Source organism: Flavobacterium sp. GQ95 (assembly GCF_059758655.1).
This window is the reverse complement of record NZ_JCAXEB010000007.1, coordinates 336922-358927: the sequence shown is the minus strand read 5'-3', so window position 1 is coordinate 358927 and position 22006 is coordinate 336922. Positions and strand designations below refer to the sequence as shown.

Annotated in this window: 10 protein-coding genes; 5 read left to right on the top strand and 5 right to left on the bottom strand. The window is 34.0% G+C overall.

What is annotated here, in order from left to right; all coding sequences use genetic code 11:
* Both AC6CH4_RS15590 and rhaT read right to left on the bottom strand, forming a co-directional pair.
* Window positions 1-1300 (bottom strand): bifunctional rhamnulose-1-phosphate aldolase/short-chain dehydrogenase (locus tag AC6CH4_RS15590; RefSeq protein ID WP_498104506.1); only part of this gene is annotated, 1300 nt, incomplete at its 3' end.
* A gap of 29 nt (window positions 1301-1329) precedes the next feature.
* A complete protein-coding gene (gene rhaT / locus AC6CH4_RS15585; protein ID WP_498104504.1) occupies window positions 1330-2379 on the bottom strand; it encodes an L-rhamnose/proton symporter RhaT in 1050 nt (349 codons plus the stop codon).
* 392 nt (window positions 2380-2771) lie between these two features.
* On the opposite strand from rhaT, the gene AC6CH4_RS15580 reads away from it, so the two are divergent.
* The 5 genes from AC6CH4_RS15580 to AC6CH4_RS15560 all read left to right on the top strand — a co-directional run bounded on the left by AC6CH4_RS15580 (window position 2772) and on the right by AC6CH4_RS15560 (window position 13790).
* Window positions 2772-3812, top strand: a complete 1041-nt coding sequence (locus tag AC6CH4_RS15580; RefSeq protein ID WP_498104502.1) for a GntR family transcriptional regulator — start codon at window positions 2772-2774, stop codon at window positions 3810-3812.
* 803 nt (window positions 3813-4615) lie between these two features.
* The gene (locus tag AC6CH4_RS15575) at window positions 4616-8284 is read left to right on the top strand and encodes an RHS repeat domain-containing protein (protein ID WP_498104500.1); all 3669 of its coding nucleotides are present in this window, start codon (window positions 4616-4618) and stop codon (window positions 8282-8284) included.
* Between the two features lie 4 nt (window positions 8285-8288).
* Complete coding sequence (locus AC6CH4_RS15570; RefSeq protein ID WP_498104499.1) at window positions 8289-12566, top strand: RHS repeat domain-containing protein; 4278 nt, start codon at window positions 8289-8291, stop codon at window positions 12564-12566.
* Window positions 12563-12976: a hypothetical protein gene (locus tag AC6CH4_RS15565; RefSeq protein ID WP_498104497.1), complete on the top strand. Its 414-nt coding sequence runs from the start codon at window positions 12563-12565 to the stop codon at window positions 12974-12976. Before AC6CH4_RS15570 ends, AC6CH4_RS15565 begins: the two co-directional genes overlap by 4 nt.
* Before the next feature lie 289 nt (window positions 12977-13265).
* Entirely contained in the window at window positions 13266-13790 is a 525-nt protein-coding gene (locus AC6CH4_RS15560; RefSeq protein WP_498104495.1) for a hypothetical protein, read from the top strand.
* Between the two features lie 384 nt (window positions 13791-14174).
* Here the strand turns inward: AC6CH4_RS15560 and AC6CH4_RS15555 are convergent, their stop codons facing one another.
* The 3 genes from AC6CH4_RS15555 to AC6CH4_RS15545 form a co-directional block, all read right to left on the bottom strand.
* Window positions 14175-16025, bottom strand: coding sequence for a rhamnogalacturonan lyase (locus AC6CH4_RS15555; RefSeq protein ID WP_498104493.1), 1851 nt, complete (start codon window positions 16023-16025; stop codon window positions 14175-14177).
* A 160-nt stretch (window positions 16026-16185) separates the two neighbouring features.
* Window positions 16186-18312, bottom strand: a complete 2127-nt coding sequence (locus AC6CH4_RS15550; protein WP_498104491.1) for a hypothetical protein — start codon at window positions 18310-18312, stop codon at window positions 16186-16188.
* A gap of 202 nt (window positions 18313-18514) precedes the next feature.
* Complete coding sequence (locus AC6CH4_RS15545; RefSeq protein ID WP_498104489.1) at window positions 18515-21925, bottom strand: DUF4450 domain-containing protein; 3411 nt, start codon at window positions 21923-21925, stop codon at window positions 18515-18517.
* Window positions 21926-22006: the final 81 nt, after the last annotated feature.

The window sequence follows — 22006 nt, the reverse complement described above, 5'->3', positions numbered from 1 at the left end:
GTAACCAGTATTCGATATCAAAAGCTTCCTGATGCGGAAGTGAAGTATATTCTGAAACTGCTTCTGCGCCTTTCATTACGTTCACCGCATTCACATAATATTCTGATGCCAGTCTCGCCATAGTTTTATCCTTGGCAAAAGTGAACATTCCAACTCCAGGGTATAAAATTACCACAGGATTCGGGTCACGCATTGCCGGTGAATTTGATTTCTTGCAGGCATTGTAATAATCCTTGTACATCGCACGGTATGCTTCAAAAGCAGGTTGTAGTTTTGCTTTGATGGCGTTTACATCTGATAAATCCTCGTTTGGATCTAATTCCAAAACAAGCGGACTGATTTTGGTTCTCAAAAAGTGATCCGGGCAAGAAGTTCCAAGTGGAGCCAATTTCTCTAAATCATTCGAGTTGATGAATTCCAAAACTCTTGCATCATCAGTATAATGTCCGATCATTTGGCGCTCTGATGAACAGAATCCTCTTAAGATCGGGGCTACTTTTGCCGCTTTTAATCTTCTTTCTGCAACCTCAAGGCTTTGTATTTTTTGTCCTCCAAAAACAGGACGTTTTTTTCCGTAGTTGTTCTCAAGGTAAGTTGCACATTTCTCGATTACTTCAAGGGTGTTGATGTAACTTTCGTATGAAGTGTCACCCCAGGTAAAAAGTCCGTGAGAACCGAGCATGATTCCTCTTAATTTTTTTCCTTTTTTCTCTGCTTCTTCAAGGCATGATCTTAACTGTAATCCAAGATCAAAACCCGGACGCTGCCAGCCCACCCAGCCGATTTCACCGTTGAATAATTCCTCGGTGATTTTTGCTCCGTCTTTGGCTGCTGCAATGGCAATAGCCGCGTCAGGGTGCAGGTGGTCAATATGCTTGAATGGCAGAAAACCATGCAATGGTGTATCGATAGAAGGCGCTTTTGAAGCCAGATCGAAGATACAATGATTGAAAAGCTCTACCATCTCATCTTCGAATTCGATACCTCTGTAAACGTTTTCCAGATTACGAAGTCTCTCTAAATAAAGTGCCGCACAACCCGATTTTGTAAGTGTTCCGATATCTCCACCGGAACCCTTGATCCACATTACCTCTGAGTTTGCTCCCGTTAACGGATCCTTGTCCGTGATTTTAACAGAAGTATTTCCACCTCCGTAATTGGTCAATCGCAAATCAGCTCCCAGTAAGTTGGAACGATAAATGAAAAGCGCTACTTCATCTCCTGCCAAAGCTGCTGCCTTAGACTCATCCCAAAGGTAGCTTACATGCTTAAAATTCAAATTTGTATTTATATTCGACATTGGTTATAATTGGTTGGTTATTTGTTTTCTTATAATGAATTTCCGATTCCGACTAAGACAATCGAAAGCATAATTAATCCTATTCCCCATAAAAAAGTTCGGAAGGTCTTTTTCGACACTCCTGACCATTCTTTTAAATAGAATCCCCAGAAATTTGCGGTAAGGATAATCGTTGCCATGTGCAGAATCCATGAACTTGCTCCGTTTCCTAATTTACTCTCTCCCATTCCGTAGAAGAAAAACTGCAAAAACCACATGGTCCCGGCAAGAGCAGAAAAAAGAACATTTTTTGTAATTGGAGTTGCGGTATTCGTATAGTCGCCAAAAGTTTTATTTTTGAAATTAAGGTACATACACCAGATAAAGTTGGTTGTAAGTCCACCCCACATCAAAACGATATAGGTCACATTATTTTGAAATAAAGGATTGCATCCCGCCACAACAGCTGCTTCTGCCATTGGCTTTCCCGCTTCAATTCCGAAGTTGAAAAATGAACTCAAAATACCGGATATCACTGCTATAATAAGACCTTTTGTAAGACTGAAATCTTTGTCTTTATCTTCGTGTCCTGTTGCAAAATCTTTTTCTTTCAAAATCCCTGCTTTCCCTGAAATAGCAATTCCTAAAAGGCAAACTACAACTCCTAATAAAACAAGTTGTCCACCTGGGTTTGAAAGCATGTGACTGAATGAAATTTTTCCTTCAGTAGGATAGATATCATAATAAATAGATGGCACTAAAGCTCCAAAAGCAGAACAAAATCCTAAGATGATAGAATTTCCAAGAGACATTCCAAGGTAACGAACACCTAATCCGTAGGTTAGTCCGCCAATTCCCCAAATAAGTCCCATTGTATAGGTAAAAGCTTTTATGTTTGGCGATGCTGCCGCTATAACTTCTGTAAAATGTGGAATCGTTAAATAAGCTGCAATTGGCGGTACAATCAGCCAGGAAAAAAATCCTCCTATAATCCAGTAGCTTTCCCAGGCCCAGTCTTTAACTTTTTTGAATGGCATATAAAAACTCCCTGAAGAAAATCCTCCTATGGAGTGAAAAATGATTCCTAATAATGATTCCATTTACTGTTTTTGTTTGTGGTTATTTGTGATAGTTAATCTCGTTTTGTAAAATAAGAGAATGTAGAAAACAAAACTATCCTGTACTATCCTTTATGATTTGCATTTATGTTAAAACCGAATAATATTGCAAAGAAGAACGCATTTATAGTCGATAAATAAATTTAAAATTTCTATTTTAGCAATCGATTTCGCAATTGTTATATCCACAATTAGCCTTTAAATAAGCAAATCACCCAAATATGAAAGTATTACCTTATTTAATTGGGTACTTTTATCGAAAAAGCAGCAAAAAATGGTGTTCAGAAGTTTTTTCGAATTCAGCTTTTAATACAAATTATAATTCAGAATTATGTTACGCTTTTATTTAAAACATAATTTGCAAGACTTACAAAATGATTAAACTTATTAAAATCGATGAAGATTCAAGGGTTCCTAAATACAAACAGATTGTAGACTCTATCCTGCAAAATATTGCTAACGGAAATTTGAAGATAAATCAAAAAATACCTTCTATAAACAGCTTTAGTGAAGAGTTCTATATGTCTCGCGATACGGTTGAAAAGGCGTATAACATATTAAAGGAACGAAAAATCATTTCTTCTATCAGAGGAAAAGGCTATTATATTACCCGAACCAAACTTGAATCTAAAGTAAACATATTATTCCTGTTTAATAAACTGAGTGCGTACAAAATGAAAACGTACAACTCGTTTATTGATACTGTTGGTGCCAATGCGCACACCGATTTACATATTTATCACTGCGATGAAACCCTGTTTTTGAATTTACTTGATAAGTTTGAAGGAGCTTATGACTATTATGTGATCACTACCCATTTTAAAACGGATGAACTAAAACATTTAAGTTTTACAGATGATGTTGTAAAAGCCATCCAAAGAATTCCACGAGAAAAGCTGGTTATCATGGATAACATAAAGCTTAATATGGATGGTGAAATCATCAAGATTTATCAGGATTTTGAAAATGACATTTACAACGCACTAAAAGAAGGACTTTCGAAAATAAAGAAATACAAAAAAATTATTTTAGTTTATCCTGAAAAAGCGGTTTATCCTTACCCACGCCGAATCTTACACGGCTTTAGAAAGTTTTGTGTGGAATACGAAATAAATTTTGAAATCCTGGATGAAGTGTATGATGATATGATCCTTAAAAAAGGGGATTTATTTATTACTATCGAAGAATCTGATCTGGTGAATTTAATGAAACAAATCAGGGATGAAGAATATGAATTAGGAAAAGATATTGGCGTTATTTCGTATAACGATACACCTTTAAAAGAATTGCTTGGTATAACCGTAATGTCTACCGATTTTAATGTAATGGGAGAAACTGCAGGCCGAATGATTTTGAATAAGGAGAAAGGATCTGTGAAGGTACCTTTTAATTTTATTGATCGAAATTCGATTTAGGGCAAGTAAAATTCCTTTATAAATACAACCAACATAAGTTTTAGTATTTTTAAATAAATTTTCAAAATTGAATTAAAATGATCAGTTTTGATAAAGAAATCCATTTGCCCTTTTAGAGTGCACCTAAAAGTTTGCACCTATTTATAATTAACTTTTATAATAATGAGCTTGATATTGTATCGGGCTCATTCCTTTTATATTTCTTTCTGCACTTATATAATTTAAACATTACAGAATCTAACTTCTTATCAGATATATTTTTTTATTTATCATAACTTAAAACTAGCAATGTCAATTTTCTAAGTGTTTTTATTATTATATATATTAAAAACATTTCAAAGCTATATTAACAATTTAAGAATAATTTTGTTAATATTCCTTATAAAAAAATGTTAAAACAGTGATTTTATTAATTATGTTTGTTTTAGTAGGTAATAAAAAACAAATATTTTTAATTGAGAATCTTAATATGTCTAAAACTTCTTCTGTAAAAATTTTTATCGAATTTCTATTTCTCTATAGTATCTTCTTTTCTTCATTAACATATAATTTCTCAAAGTATTTTTCTTTTAGTACAAATACAGTATTTTATGTAAATGAAGGTTTATTTCCAGATTAATAATCCTAAACATAAAAAACCACTATACTATTATTTTGTAATAACAAATTAATAGCCGCCAAACATATGAATTTTCCAAAATATTAAATCATTAAAAAATGTCCCCCTTATGAAATGTTTTTTTCGTTTTAAAGTCTTATTTATTTATTTTCTATTCATAAATTTCTCTAATTCACAAGTTAGGATGCCCTTTAGTCCAGACGTAATGGCATTCAAGGAATATTCAGATTATCCTGTATCAGAATATACAGGAGTTGCAAATATTGGATTCCCTATTCTTGATATGGATGGAGTAACAATTAGTCTAAGATATCATTCATCTGGTATAAAAGTAAATCAGGAAGCTTCAAGTGTTGGTTTGGGCTGGAATTTACAAGTCGGTGGTGTTATAACTCAGGATATAAGGGGGTATGATGATTTTGATACCAGATATCCATTTCCTTCTCAAAATGATGTTTTTTGGCAATTAAATACAGTAAATGCAAACAATCATTATGATAGAGAAAACATGCTCAGTGAAGTAAATCGCCCTCATCCTTATGTGCCATATACAGGTATTGATTATACAATCAAAAATTATTACACTGCAGTTGTAGAAGGAGTTGCACAACCTGATATTTACAGTTATAGTTTTGGTGGTTATGATGGTAAGTTTGCAATAAATCCGGTTACAAAAGAAGTATTACTATTTGACAGAAGCCAAAACATTAAATTCGAGTTCACTTTTAATACGCTTAACCTGACTTCATTCACCGCTACAACACCAGATGGCAATAAATATTATTTTGATAACGTTAAACAATCGTACGAATCAGGATATTATATAGATAATGTGCAGCCTTTTGTTAGTCATAGTTTCTATTTGGATAGAATTATAATGACTGATGGGCAACAGATAAAATTTGATTATAATGCTCCGCAGGGCACTTATGCGAATCCATACGGCAATATTATTGCAAAGGAGGTTGAAGTAAAAACATTAGGACCTAACATTGCAATTTATGATTCTTATGCTGCAATCATAGAAGGGTCTGCTGCTCAAGTATCCACAGGTACCGCCTCTAATCCATTTACTGGTTATAATAAATACGCTAGTACTACCAAGTACAATAAGGTTACACTTAAAAGTATCATAAGTGATAAAATTAAGGTTTATTTTGATTCCAGTTCTCGACTGGATTGTATGGATGAAGATAAAATAGACCGAATAAGAATTGAAGATTATTCTGGAAATACAATTAACAAATTTGATTTTTCATACTCTTATTTTAATGATAATATTACATATTCTACAAATCAAAGTCGATATGATAATTTACGATTAAAATTGAATTCACTTACCGAAACAGGAAAACCTCCTTATCTATTTAATTATAATGAAAAAATACTTCAGATTCAATATGGCCTGCCTAGTAAAAAAAGTTACAATTTTGATTTTTGGGGATATTATAATGGTAAAAATAACACAAGCGCTATAGTTGATCCAAAACAAATGCTATACTATGACGCTAAATATTTTGATAAAGATGATGATTTCGAAACACTATTAAATCCTGGACCTCTTTTTTGGGCACCACCTGCACCGAGTTTTTTAGGAATTTATTATACCGCAAGTTATAATGGTGGAGGAACTGCTGACAAAATTGCAAGCGAAGATCATAATAAAATTGCAATACTTCAGGAAATTACTTATCCCGAAGGAGGTAAAACAAAATTTACATATGAGAACAATACTTTTTCTAATAGAATATATCCATCTCAGGATGATATAGTACCAGAATTTGTCAGGGATGATAATTTTAACAAGAAATATGTTTTTTTTGAAGTTAGAGATACTGTAGGAATAAGAATCAAGACCGATTTCAGCATGGGAGATAATCCTGCCAATTTTGAAAAAATAATGGATCCTAACTCATCCTTTGTGAAAATTTATTCCTTTGCATCCGCAAAACCTATAGAAAACATCTCAACATTAGACACCAAAACTCTTATTATCAGTAAAGGCTGGACATGGAAAGAAAGCATTCCAAATTATACTACAGCAACTTTGACAAATTATATATCTTATGGTGAGGATTACTATAAATTCTATCCTGGAAAATATATGATGGAGGTAGAATTAAGTGATAACTGCGGCGTACAGGGAAGCCCAACCAATCACGCATACGTTTCTGCCCAACTTTCTTATGCAAAAAGAAAAGTGCGTATTAGAGGCCAGGATTATAGCGGTATAATTAGCAAAGGAGGCGGTTTGAGAATTAAGGAAATTAACAATTATGATTATGACAATCGACTTACTTCATTTCAAAAATATGCTTACGATGAGCCAAATAAAACATATGGCAAATTAATACTGCCTGTCTTATTTAAAACGCATACAAAAGGCAAAGCATTAGAAGTTTTAAACTTTACTTTTGGCGGTTCGGGAAATCTTGATTGTGGAGCCCAAGACGTAGCTATGGGTATAAATAGAAAATTAGCCAAAGCCGGGTATCCAAATATACAATTAGACTTGCCTTCCTGTACAATGGTAAGCGGGGGTGCAAGTTACACATATTCAAAAGCATACTTATTGGGAGGACTGGATGTTTATGCCTTTGATTCTAATCCTATTCCTGATATGTCAACTTTTGGATATGAGTATTTTGTTGGATATGATAAAGTAAAAATTGAGAAAAGCAGCGATGGTGGTGGTTTTACTTATAAATATTTTATAAATAATGTTGCAAAAGCAAATGGCCAATTATTAAAAGTTCCTGCAATACCCAACACCCTTAATGGAAATATATCTAAAATAGAATTTTTAAATTCTAATAAGGAATTACTTAAAAAAGAGGAATATGAATATCAATCTTTTGATAAAAAATATCTAAGAGGATGTTTTGCACTTGATACTTATGCCGGAACTGCTAATTTTAATAATGTAGCTTACACAAGTTTATTTGTATATAACAATCCGGCCCCTGGTTCACTTACTGAAAAAATAATGGCCGGACGTTATCATATGTATTTTTATCCTATAAATTCATCATTAGATGTAATTTCTAAACATAAAGAAACATTTTATTTTAATCAGGGAAATCCAATTATTAAAGAGACAAATTATTTTCATAACACTATTGGCCAGCTTACAAAAGAAACACTTTCAGAAAGCAATCTACTGGTTTCATCAACAGAATATGAATATCCTTTCGATTCTAACAATACTGCTCTTTTAGAAAAAAACTTTCTTAACAGTCCAACAAGAATAACAACAAAAAGAGGAAGTACAATTTTAAAAGACGATAAATTTTATTATGGTATGCAAAATGCCAAAGGGCCATTGTTAAACTATAAAACAAGTGCCATTGGAGGCCAAACTGATTTAATAACTGATAATTATTTTTATTCCATCTATACTGATGTTTATAATAATTCTATAGCCAAGATTAATGAGCAGGTTCAAACATACGGGAATGGTATTAATCCAATGTACAACATACCTAATATTGTAAAGGGACCTAAGACTAAATATATATACGGATATAACTATAAATATATTGTAGCCAAAATTGAAGGCCTTGACGCTGCTTCAACTGAAACTTTTGTTGCTGATGCCGCTGTTCAAAGTTATACCGGAAGTGCCTTAGAGAATTATTTAAATCAAAATTTAAGAAATAATTCTCAGGTAATCGCTTCGAATTTAATGGTAACTACCTACACTTACGATAATACAACTGGTCAGCTTTTATCTACTACTGATCCCAAGGGATTAACCATAAATTATACTTATGACGCCCTGCATCGATTAAAGTATATAACAGATAATGATGGCAAAGTGCTTAAAAGTGTTAATTATAATTATAAACAATAATTGTATGAAAAAGTATTTAATAATTCTGGTTTTAATATATATAAAATCTTATGGACAATTAAGTCCTAACAAAAATTACATTTCGATAATCAAACCCAAATCGCCAGTTTCAGTTTCAGAAATAACTGCTAATAATTACCCTAAAGATCAAGAAGTTAATTATTTTGATGGACTTGGCAGAAATATTCAAAATATTATTTTAGGAGTAACACCTTCTGGCAAAGATTTAATATACCCGATTGAATATGACAATCGTGGTTTAAAAAGTAGGGATTACTTACCTTATCCTGCTAATGTAAATAATAATGGAGCATATTCCAGTTCTGCGACAAGTGAGACAGCGAATTTTTATTCGCTGCAATTCCCCACAGAAGTTTCAAGTACCGGACCTGTTAGTTTTATGAATTCTTTTTCTGAAAAAATTATAGAGAATTCTCCTTTATTAAGACCTACAGAAATTTCAGCTCCAGGAAAAGACTGGAGAACATCTGATTATGCCTATATTTATACTTTTCCAGCTTATAGTTATTCATGGTCTTATAGCGAATTTGTTACAGGAAATGTAGCTGCTGGCTCCCCTATAACTTTTAATGTAAATTCTAGTGGTCTGTTAAACATTGTTTTTAATTTTGGAGGCCCTGAATTTAAATTTAATTTGGGAAATATTAAATTTTTAGGATATGTACCCGATGCAGATTTAGGATATATAAAAAACGGAGGCGCTAATAGTTCCTATTTTCTTAGTATAAAAAATGGGTACTTAAATATTGCATCAAGTAATAACGAACCATTACAAAATGTCACTTCTACTTTTTCTTATCAATTTGATAAAAAAAATACTCGACTTGGTTCTGCAAATACCATAAAAATTGAAAATGGAACAAACAAGCTAAGCCAGGTTATAAAATATGAAGTAGAATTAGATTCTGATAGAAATCCTAAACTATTATATAAAGATTTTTATAATGAAAGTAAATTATATAGAACAATCGTTAGGGATGAAAACTGGAAACCTAAATATCATGTAGAATGGAATTGTAACGATTTTAGTTATTTAAATGGTGCTGTAACGGGTTCAAATATTGTTTTAGATGTAAATAACAAAGTATTAAGCTTCGGGGTAAATCTTAATGTTAATCCTTGGAGTGTAATAAAAACGGGGCCAGTAAAAACTTTAGATTTTGAAATTAATGATATGAATTTGGGCAATCTGGTAGATATTACTACAGGTCTTACTCTATATAATGTTTATATTGAAAAAAATGCTCTTTGTATTAAAAGAACCTATACTGGCACCTTAACATCCGCAGTCAGATTTAATACCACTTTAACTGCCAATATACAATACTATAATAATTATAATGATGTTTTAGGAAATACTGAATTTAGAGATCTTAATGACCGGTTAATACTAAAACGAAACTTAAACGCAGATCAGATTCATGATACCCAGTATGTCTATGATATATATGGTAATTTAACTTATGTAATTCCACCAGCTGCAACTGATTTATTGGTAAATTCTTTAAAAAATATTACGTCGGATGTTACCGCAGCAAATACTATTACAAGTGGTAGTACCGTAAATCTTACGGCATCAAATTCCATAACATTATTACCCGGTTTTTATGCACAATCCGGAAGTAATTTTACAGCGTCAATAAAAGCAGGCGGTTCTGATATTTTGAACGATTTATGCTATCAATATAAATATGACAGCAGTAACCGTTTGATCGAAAAGAAACTACCAGGAAAAGACTGGGAATATATTGTTTATGATATACTAAGCAGACCTATTTTAACTCAGGATGCAAATCTGAGAGCAAGTAACAAATGGTTGTTTACAAAATATGATGTTTTTAACAGACCTGTTTATACAGGCTTTTACACAAATAATACTGAAATTACTCGTACTGCTATGCAAATCCTGGCTAAAACCAGCTTTGTTATACACGAAAAGAAACAGATTTCAATTACAGTAATAAATGGTATATCACAATATTACAGTAATTTAGCTTTTCCAAGTTCGGGAATCGATTTATTGACAATCAGTTACTATGATAATTATTATATGTTTGATCTCGCTGGAGGCGTTTCAGAGACTTCTTACACTATTACACCGACAACAAATGTAAAAGGTTTAGTCACAGCAAGTAAAATACGTATTTTAGATACAGATAAATGGATTACCAATGTTAACTACTATGATAATAAAGCAAAACTTATTTATGTTTACAGCTATAATGATTATTTAGTCACCATAGACAAAGTAAAATACAAGCTCGATTTTATAGGGAAAATGCAGGAAACCACCAAAACCCACACAAGAGCGGGAGTAACTAATACCATTGTTGATACTTATACTTATGACAATGCTGATAGGTTAGCTACTCAAAAACAAAAAATAAACGCTCAAACAGAAGAAATAATAGTCTCTAATACATATAACGAAATAGGGAAGCTTATTACTAAAGAGGTAGGGGGCAAAATCACACAAAACAGATTACAAACTGTTGATTATAAATACAATATTAGAGGATGGCTCAAGAGTATTAATGATCCTAATGCAATAGGCAATGATTTGTTTAGTTTTCAAATAAATTATAATGATCCTACAGCGACAGGAACTGCTTTATATAATGGAAATATAAGCCAAACATTTTGGAAAACTAAAAATACGGACAGCAGTTTAAAAAACTATAATTATAGCTACGATGCACTTAATAGACTAACCCTCGCAACAGATAATTTGAATCGCTACAATGAAAGCATGACATATGACAAAAATGGCAACATCACATCTTTACAACGTAATGGAAATACTGATGCAAATGCTACTGTTTTTGGACAAATGGACAATTTAACCTATAACTATTCAGGAAATAAACTCTTTAAAGTAGAAGATACCGCAAGTAATGAAGGATTTAAAAATGGCAGCAATACAACTGTAGAATATACTTATGATGCCAATGGAAACATGAAAACTGATGCTAACAAAGGAATAACAAACATTACATACAATTATTTAAATTTGCCTGTTCAGGTAACTTTGGCTGGCAGTACAATTAATTATGTGTATGATGCTACAGGTACAAAACAAAGAAAAATAGCTGGTACTATAAACACTGATTATGCCAGCGGGTTTCAATATGAGAATAATGTGCTGCGATTTTACTCAACTTCAGAAGGATATGCCAGTTACAATTTGGGAACTTTTACATACATTTACCAATACAAAGATCATTTGGGTAATGTACGTTTAAGTTATGCCGATAATAATAATGACGGGGCAGTAACAAGCGCAGAAATCGTGGAAGAAAGTAACTACTACCCTTTTGGGCTAAAACAAAAAGTTGCCGGAGAAGTAATATTTAATAGTAGTTATAAATATAAATACAACGGAAAAGAATTGCAGGACGAACTAGGGCTTAACATGTATGATTATGGAGCGAGATTATATGACCCTGCAAGAGCAGGTTGGAGTAATGTTGACCCTCTTACAGAGAAGTATCCTAATGAAAGCCCTTATGTGTATTGTGCTAATAATCCGATTATTTACATTGACCCAGACGGTAAAGAAAAAATAGTCGTAGTTGGAGACCAAGAAGGCAGTCCGAATTCCGATAGAAAAAATAGGGATAATAACACAGGATATAAGTACAAAGAAAACTCAAGACATTTCTTGCAGGCTGGTTTAGATTCAGCAAGAAAATATAAAGAGAGTGCAGGAGATGAAATGGTTACTATGATAATATACAAAGGACAATATACCAATGATGAATTAAAATTATATCAAGAAGCTGGAGCAAAATCTGGAATAAACGTAAAAGTAATCTCTGATGATGCTGATATTATAGATTATGTTAACAAGAAAAGTGAGTTTGCATTTTCGTCAAGTGCCAGAGATAATGATTTAATCACAGATTTTACCTACGTAGGACACGGATGGACTAAATCAATGTTAGTTGGTGGTGGTTCAATAATCATTAGTGATGGAATTACTCCAAGTGATTTGAATACAAAGGCATTTGATGAAAACGCAAATATATTTTTAAACTCTTGCGGTTCTGGTCACGGAAGCCTATTTTCAGGAATGAAAGAAAAAACAAAAGGAACTGTTACGGGCTTTAATTCGACCGTTATTTGGGGAGAAGGAGGTTTAGGTACGTACAGAGGAAATACACAAGAATATTATTTTCCTTGGCAAAATAGAGAAAGTACCGCAAGAAAGGAATTACCCGCTAATGAAGTCGTTAAAACAGAAAAAGGAACTAGAAAATGAAAAATACTAAATATAAATTGTACTTACTTTTGTTCTTTTTGTTAATCAGCTGTAACAATAACAATGTTTTTGTTAATAATAAAACTGTTTACTTATCAATAAAACAAGGCGAATTTATTATTGAAGGCGATGTTGATGAGAATCTGAATTCAGATAAATTTGAACTAGAGCGTATTTTATCAAAAAAAGAAATAAATAATCTAAATAAAATCATAAATGATTTAAATTGTCAAAAGGACAACATTGATATAATTGATTGCCCAGTTGAAGGGTGTTATGTTTTTTATGAAAAAGGATTGCCTAAAAAGGTAATATATAATCTTTCAAATGGTCAGAAATTGTTTATTTATGAAATTGGTAAAGCTAAAAAAACAGTATATGTAAAAACAGATATTTGTAAAATACCCTGAATTCTAAATCACAGCTCCCGTACGAATTCTTTTTGTGTGGCGCAAAGGGAATCGATAAAGCATAGAAAAAGAAAACCTCATCAATTGGCGAGGTTTTTTGTTTTATAGTGTTGTTACATTTTAACAAAAAAGTCTTTGAATTTTTTATTGGTTAGCATCTTGTCAATAAGCTTAAAGATGGTTTGTCTTTTTCTTCTAGTTGCTTGATAAGCCTCATTTGTTCAACATTTGTTTTATCAGGGTTCCTGAAACGTTCAATATTTTTGTATCGAAAAGGCCGGGCATCGAATTGAACTTCAACGATAATATCGTAAAAAGGACAATTCCTGCTAAAACACCTACACCTGCCAATTTAAATGAATTTAATTCTAAATTATTAGATAAGATGAAAAATATAATGATTTTACTTTTTTTAATTTTAAGTTATTCCTGTAATAAAGCAAATATTGATGATAATATCAGGATAAAAAATGCCGATCTGAAGAATAAAATACTGCAGTTTGACCTGGATGCAAAGCATTACATGGGAAGAAATACAGACAATACTGTTTCGGTGGCTTTCTGGAAAGATAGTAATGAAATCCGGGTCGGATTCTACTCCTCACAAAAGCTTAAAGATCGGGATTACTTGGGTAAAACCAATGCGGATAAAATAACGGTCTATTTTTATTCGACCGATGCATCTGCTTTTAAAGATTTAATTGACGTCACATTCAGGGCAAAAGCAATAACTAGCAAAAAAGATGTTTCTCATACCTACACTTGCTTTTATATATATAAGAACGGAAAATTGGAACTGATTACCCCTAAATGATTCATCAGTAATCTAATTACTTTTTTTATTATTTGATAGTGTTCCAGATGTGTTGGTCCAGCAGTTAGTAAGTAGTGGACTAAATCAACAAAAAGGACAAAAAAAAAATCAAACCTTGCCCCGAAACAGGCGAGGTTTTTTTGTATTGAAAAAAGAAAAACTCTAAACAAGATGTTGAATAAATTTAAATAAGCCATCAAACAACATTCTCAATTAAGGTTATGGTAAGTTTTTCAACATATAAATCATTCTTCGCTATCCTGACTTAAAATTGTAATTTTAATGATGGCATTTAAAACACAAAATTCTTATGGTTTGATTTTGGAAATTTTACAGAGAACTTCAAAAATGAAAAAGAGAATAAAAGATAAACCGTAAAATTTTTTACTCCTTAACCTTCATCAAAACAATATTTGGTTTCGGAGCCGGTTTCATGTCTTTACCCATGTAAAAACTCGTGTGTGGCGGCTGATTGTAACCTACATTCTGCCAGGCAATACTTAATCTGTATTGTGAGTCGTGCATTAGTGTATATTGTCTCACTTCTGTCGGAATGGTGGTCGAATAAATTCTTAGTTCTTTATTGTCTTCCGATCTTAAAATTAGTTCTTCTCGCCAGTCTCCCAGAATATCAGCAGAAAGTCCCGGTGTTGATTTTGTTCCATTATTTGATGCGGCTCCTGTGGCGGTAAACAATCTTCCTGCATTGTATTTATCAATGTAATTTGAATTCAGTAATTCTCTTGAAGTATCGCCATCCCAATAAATTAAGAAATTAGTTGATGTTGGTGCTTTTCCAATCGCGTTTCCTTTCATATCATGCAAATCCGGAGAGCCAGACCACCAACATTGCGCCCCTTTTCTGGTTGGGTCAATATTGTCTGCAACACCACGACCAACATCCTCATTAAGAGAAGCTGTAAACAAAACCTTTCCATCTGCTGCTGAAAAGAATGTTACTCCCGGACCTGTTGTTCCGTTTTCAATTTCATGAATTCCAAAGGCCTCTAAACCCGAAACGTCCAGATCAAGATCGGTAACATGCAAAGCGTCACCATGTCTGAAACCCGTTGTATACAATCCCTGACCATTATCATCAACGCACATGGAACCGTAGACAATTTCATCTTTTCCATCATTATCCACATCGGCTACTGAAAGTCCGTGATTTCCCATTCCGGAATACGGATTTTCTGCATCTTTACTGTCAAAAACCCATCTTGAAGTTAGTTTTCCATTTTTAAAATCCCAGGCAGCCAAAACCGTTCTACCGTAATAACCACGACACATTACAACACTCGGATGAATTCCGTCTAAATAAGCAATACAGGCTGTAAAACGATCAATTCTGTTTCCTTTGGTATCATTTCCACCGCTTCCGCCATGTCCGCCCCAACCGCCAAGATCACCGCGCTCTGCGATATAATCTACAGTTGTAATCAGTTTTCCGGTTCTTCCGTCAAAAACCGAAAGATATTCCGGGCCTTTCAAAATTTTTCCATAAATAGGAGAATTTGGATCTCTGTCTACCCAGTCTTTCGAAGCATCTCCTACTACATTATTTTGACTGTCCGTCGTTCCGTCAGCCGTTTTGCATACAAATTCCGAAATTCCGTCACCATCCAAATCATACACCATAAACTGAGTATAATGTGCACCTTCGCGGATGTTTTTTCCTAAGCTAATTTGCCACAGAAATTTCCCGTCCAAAGTATAAGCCTGAAATATCGGCGGATCTGTAATTCCTTTAAAAGAATTGTCTAAACTTTTTCCGGTCATATGCACAATCAAATCATATCTTCCATCGCCATCTAAATCCCCAACAGAAAGATCATTCGGAATATATCCTTCAACCGGTTTTAAGACAATTGATAAATAATCTTTAGCCGGACTTGCTTTAGGAATAGTAAAACTTCCTTTTGCATCCATTTCTTTTCCTTTCAAAACCGTTTTTACAAACCAGGTATTTTCTTCTTGCGGATTTGCTTTGGTATCAACAAAATTGGTTGCTCCGGAAATTGGCTTGTCATTTAATTTGATTGCTTTTTTAGTGCCACTTTTTCGGTATAAATTAAAAGCCAGATCATCAGTATCGGTTCCTAAAACACGCCAGCCAATAAAAAACTGACCTTTGTCTTTAACGGCAATAATACCACGGTCTAAGTTTTCCATTTGTCGTTGCGCAAAAATGGAATAAGAGAAAAACAATAACAAGAATAGAATTTTATTTTTCATAATTATTTTTTGAATTATAAAGTTTCACGCAGATTTTAAAAGATTTATGCAGATTAGCGCAGATTTTTATTTTTAACGCAATCTTGTCATCCTGAGCTTCAATAAAACGTAAGTAAAAAAACTTAGCCTCTCAGAATCTTAGCAACTTAGCAGCTTTAAACTAAAACATTTTCTTAAATCCTTCACTCTTCACTTTCCATGTTCCATCTTTTGGGAAGCCCGGATTTTCTTCTGTGTTTCCATCCCAACCGGCACACATCATGGCAACTGCAGTTAGTAATCCTCCGTTTCCGGGAAGATATAAAGTCAGTCTTTCTGCCTGATAATTATGTCCGTTTTTTAAATAGGTGTTGGTAGTCACATTCATAAACAAAGCATCAATTGCTTTGTCCGGCATGTTTAAACGGGCAGCGGACATTGCGGTCATTGGGAAATCCCAACCCCATGTTTTATCCCACGACCATGTTTTCCAAACCAGATCAAACGTATTTTTCATTATTTTTTTGTCTAATAAAGAAGTTTCCGGAAGCATTCCGAAAGTTCCTAATACCGATGGATGATCTGTTTTGAATTCCGGATTTGTGTATGAATCTGTTGCACTTTCTGTAGCCAGATAAACCTGATCAGCGATTGGTAATGGCGATAATTTTGCTAAAACCGTTTCCCACTTTTCCGGTACTTTTTGGTTTAATTTTTTCTTCCAGGCGATTGCTGTTTTTAGCGCCCAGTTCCAATACGCCAATTCATAGGTTGGATTAAACGTTTCCATCGCTTTGAATCTTTCTTGCGCTGGAATCACGCCCGGTCCTAACACATAACGATCCTTTTTAGCATCGTAATTGGCAAACGAAGCCATGAAATCTGCTGTTGCAAAAACTCTTTCACTGTATAAATTTAAAGTTGCAGTTGTTGGTTTATCACGATACATTAACTCAGCATACGTAATAAAATGCGGCTGTTGCCAAATCAAAAACGAACCTACAGACGACGGACTTTCATTTCCATCAGGATCTGTCATTTTTTGCCATCTTGCTCCTTCAAAACCTTGTCTTTTGGCAATATTTTTAGCTTTATCAAAAACCTTTTGATACCACGGAAGGCTTTTCTCTAATAATTTCGGTCTGCTCCAAAGTGCGAAATGAACACCGTGCCACCAATGCATTTCTAAGTGCGGTTTACCGTACCAACTGTTATAGGTCAAACCTGTTTCCTGAGGCGGAACTTTCCCTGTACATTGCACTTTTGTTAAATATTGCGACAATATAACTCTTCGTTCTAATTCAGGAGCACGTTTGTCTGTACTTCCTGAAAAATCTACAGCTGCACCGCTTTTCCAAAATTGTTCCCAACCTTTTATACTGCTGTTATCAATATCAGCAAAAGAAGAATTTGAAGCCGATTTTTTATCCGCTAAAGCGAAAAGACAACTTACTTCTAATGTGTTCGTATTAGATGCTTCAATCACAAAATAATGATCGGCAGTCTTTTTAATTTGCGCATTTCCTTTCCAATTTAAATTGACATTATACGAAATACTATCCATCACATGCGTTACAACCGCTTCTGTTTTTGATTTTTCAACCAATGTGCTTTTGTAATCGTCTTTCCCTTCCCATTTTGTTCCCATATCAGCCCAATCTCCTGTTGGAAACGGAATTCTTAAACTGATTTTTAAACGTTTTTGCAGCAATAAATCTGATTTTACTTTTACACCAATCGCATCTTTTTCCTGATGCGAAACCGTCAAAACTGTCACCGGAATTCCTTCTACTTCAAAATAACTTTCGATTTCACCTGTCCATAAATTCAGTTTTTGAGCAATCGCTTTGATATCTTCCGGTTTTGCCAGACTTCCATCTTTTTTGGTGATTTCAAAACCTAAGTTCCCCAACTGCAACAAATGCGGATTTTGTCTGAACCAGTTTACAGCTTCTACTTTTCGAGTAGGTTCCTTAATCTGAACCGTATAGGATATGTCTCTGCCGTACTGTTTGTAATCGCGTAAAGTTTCTGAGAATTTATATCCTTTGGTATTTTTATAACTGTCCCAGCCCCACTCTGACTGTGTCCCAAGCGGAATTCCGTTTTGGTATTTTTTCGGAAAAGTCTGCAATCCGGTAGCATCAACGGTAAAAGCAAAAGCACCATTTCCAACAGTCAGAGAAGCCAAAGTATCGATGGCGGTTATTTGAACGTTATGTCTGGTTACCAAAGCTTTTCTGTCTATTTTTTGTGCCGACAACGACAAGGAAAATAATGCCGTAATAAGTAAGAGGTATTTTTTCATTTGGTTATATTTTGATAGTTTCAAGTTTTATTTTTTGTTTCAGGTTTCAGGTTTCAAGTTGAAATGAGAAAGAATTTAACCGCAAGGTCCGCAAAGGTTTACGCGATGTACGCAAAGCTTTGCGAACTTATTAAAGCCAACTTCAAACACACCAAAATAAAAACTTCGCGTGCTTTGCGGTGAAAATTTTATACTACCCATATTATCTAATTAACGTAAGACTCATCAAACCAATCACCACATCATTTGCAATGGTTCTCAAAGTAAGATTCTTTAATGTTTTATTTTTATTTAAAGGCAATTCTAAAATCGTTCCTGCACCGCCATCAATTCCATAACTTGAAAAACCTTTTATCGTTTTAAAATCTTTGAATGTTCTCGAAATTTCTCCTGTCTTAAAATATACTCTTGGAGGTTTTGGAGCGTCAGTCGTAAACGCTAATCCGTCTACAAAATAATCCTGTTCAATTGGCCACCAATTTTCCGGATTTTTTAATTGTAAAATTTCTGATGTTCCGTCTGTATATTCCACTTTAATTTCACCGTTTACGATTCGGCTTTGCATTGGGTTGGTTGTTCCGGCCAGCATAAAATAAGCGTGTGAAGCTTTTCCGTCAAGCGGAATTTTAATGCTTTCGGGGAAATTATCCCACATTGAAGTAAAAACTATATTTTTCTGACTTTCATCAGAAGGCATTTCAAACGGAATCCCATTTGAAGTTCTAATTTGTCCGTTTGCTTTTGCTTTTTGGCGTAAGCCTGAATCATCAATTTTTACAGATACATTTGGATAACACCAATTCCCGATTCCTTGTTTTGGTAATTGTAAGGTTGCCGTTTTTGGTCTTGGTGATAAATATTCATAGTTGAAAATATCAGTCACTTTCGAATTAAAAAAGGAAGTAAGGGAAACGGTTTCTGTTTTTGCGGATTTATCCAAAGGCACATCCCAATTTGTTTCTTTTTTATTGGATTTCTCTTCTGCTTTTATATTCAAATTAATCGGATTCCACCATGATAATTCACCTTGTTTCAATTCAATAAAAAATGTTTTATGACCTTCTCCATTTACTTTCGCTTTAAGCGAATTTGTTGTTTTTAAAATCTCAGTTAAAACCGATTGCGGATCATTAACGGATACAATTTTCGCTTTTGAAGCAGTAAGATTTAATAATTCTCCCGAAGTATAAATTGTCTCTGTTTTTAGGTCTTCCAAAACATTTCCTTTCCAATTAATGATCACATCATAAACTGAATTATAAGGTACTTCAATACTTATTTTGGGAGTTCCAATACTTTCCAAAATCGCTTTCCAACTCACTTCCTTTCCATTTACCTTGATATTTTCTATTCCGTCAAAAGGTGCGTTTAGAATCAATTTTAAATTCATTTTTGATGCTAAACGATTCTCAATTCTATATGTATCTTTCTTATTTTCTCTTTTGAAAGAAAAAGAAATATCCGGAATTTCTAAAGACGCTTCCTTCCATTTTGATGGAAAACCGGGCTTAATTGTTAAAATTCCTGCAAGCGCATCGGGCTGGATGCCGTATAATCCTTCCACTAAAGTTCGTGACGCCATACCAATTGGATCAGCAAAATCGCGATACAATTCACCACGAATGGCATCCTGATATAAAAGCTGTTCAAAACCTCCTGGAGAAGCTCCTAAATACATACTTTCAATCAAGACACTTTCCCACATTTTGTACGCTTCTTCACTTTGACCTCCTTGCCAGAAAGCCAATGCCGTATGCAATTGTTCGGCCAAAGCCACATTATTAATCGACCATGTATAAGGCTGCCAATTCGTTGTACTGATTACATAAAGGTCTTTTTTATCCAATCCTTCAGCCGAAATCGGGATATGCGGAATCTGATTATTGACATAACCCAACATTTGATAACTTTCAAATGGGTTCGATAGCTCCGAATCTATCGTGTGGTAAATGCTCCAAATGCCAGGCGTGTCATGTAATAATCGGTTTCCGAGTGCGTCTTTATATTCGGCAAAAATTCCTTTATTCGGAATCCAAAGTTCATCGTTTGTTGCTTTTAAAATTTTATCGGCTTCTTTTGAAAATGGATTTGCATCTTCGTTTATTTTCTTTGCCGTTTCCGCTACTGTTTTATTGGCGTAATAATTATAGGCAGAAGAATGGATGACTCCACCGCCACTATATTGTAGCGCATCACTTGCCCAAATTGAAGCATATGCATCATAAAGTCCGTCGTCGTCTGCATCAAAATTTCGTTTTTCCCAATTTAAATGTCGCTGAATCGTTGGCCACATTTCTTTCATAAAAGCAGTATCGCCCGTCCATTTAAAATGACGCAACATCTGATCGATAAAAACCAAATTCATATCGTAATGATGTGCGACCGTATTTTTATTCGGATTTCGACTAATGTATCCACTGCTGAACATTGCCGTTCCTATTTCTTCTTTCTGACGCGCTAAATTCTTTTCTTCATCAAAAACCACCGGTCCATTTTCCGGCGTCGTAACCTGCGATTTACTATAACTCTCAAAATGTGATTTTGCACGATCATGCCAACCCAACGGATCTGCGGTATAAGCACCACGCCACGCATTCAGGTACATTCTCCACGCAATCGCTCCATGCAGATAGGCAGGACTTTCCCAAATTCCGTCAGAAGCGATGGACAATGCTGTACCTAAAGTATTGATATAAGGATCTGGTGTTACTACCTTCACTCTATTTGCTAAAACCTGTGTTTGTTGAACTGATTTCTCATATAATGCAGCCAATCCTTTTTGCGAAACATCAATTTTTAGATCTTCGGTCGCCAAAAGCCAGTAGTTGCTTTTTTCAGTAATTGAATTTATTTTTCCTGTAATAACCGGCAATGTTTCATCTGTAGAATTAAACAATTCCAAAGGTATTTTTTGCTGATTTGCATTGGCTAAATGTGTTTCTGATTCCGGAAAAAATCCAACAAGGCTTTTGTTGTTACCTGTTTTCTGTTTGTTGTTTTCAGAACCGTATTCCAACAGAAAAGATTGTTTTTGGATCGTATATTTATTATTAATACAATAATTAGGCTGTAAATAAAATACCGATTCCGGATCAGCACCAATATCGCCATCACGACTGAATTTCTTTCCTGTTGCACCACCAAAAGCCCAAATTAAATTAGTGCTTTTAGCTATATTTTTCCCATACACTTTTAAAATAAAACCTTCTTTTTCTTTCAGGGCAACGACATCAACAAATAATTTTCCGTTCCCTAAAATAGCATCTTCAATTGTATAATGCATGGTTCCCAAAACATATCTGGTATCAATTTTAGAGGCTTCGGTAATCCATTTGCTTTCTTTTCCGTTTATAATTCCGAGTTTGAAATTCCCTCCCATTCCTGGCATGTACATTGCAAACTCAGGTAAATCTCCGGTTTCAACCCTAAAACCAGTGTTTGAACCGTACAAGGCACGATTGAATTTTCGGGTTCCATTTTTTAATACAAAACTATTTCCTTCAGGTGCATAATGTATTTTACGCATTGCATTTTTTTCCTGACCAAATGAGGCCATTGAACAGAGAAAAAATGTTGCTGTAAGAAAGAAAAAATGTTGTATTTTGATTTTCATAAAATTCATTCAAAAAAGGCGTATTAACAATATTTACCAAACAAGCATCTTTATCAATTTATTCCTAATTGTTTGATAATT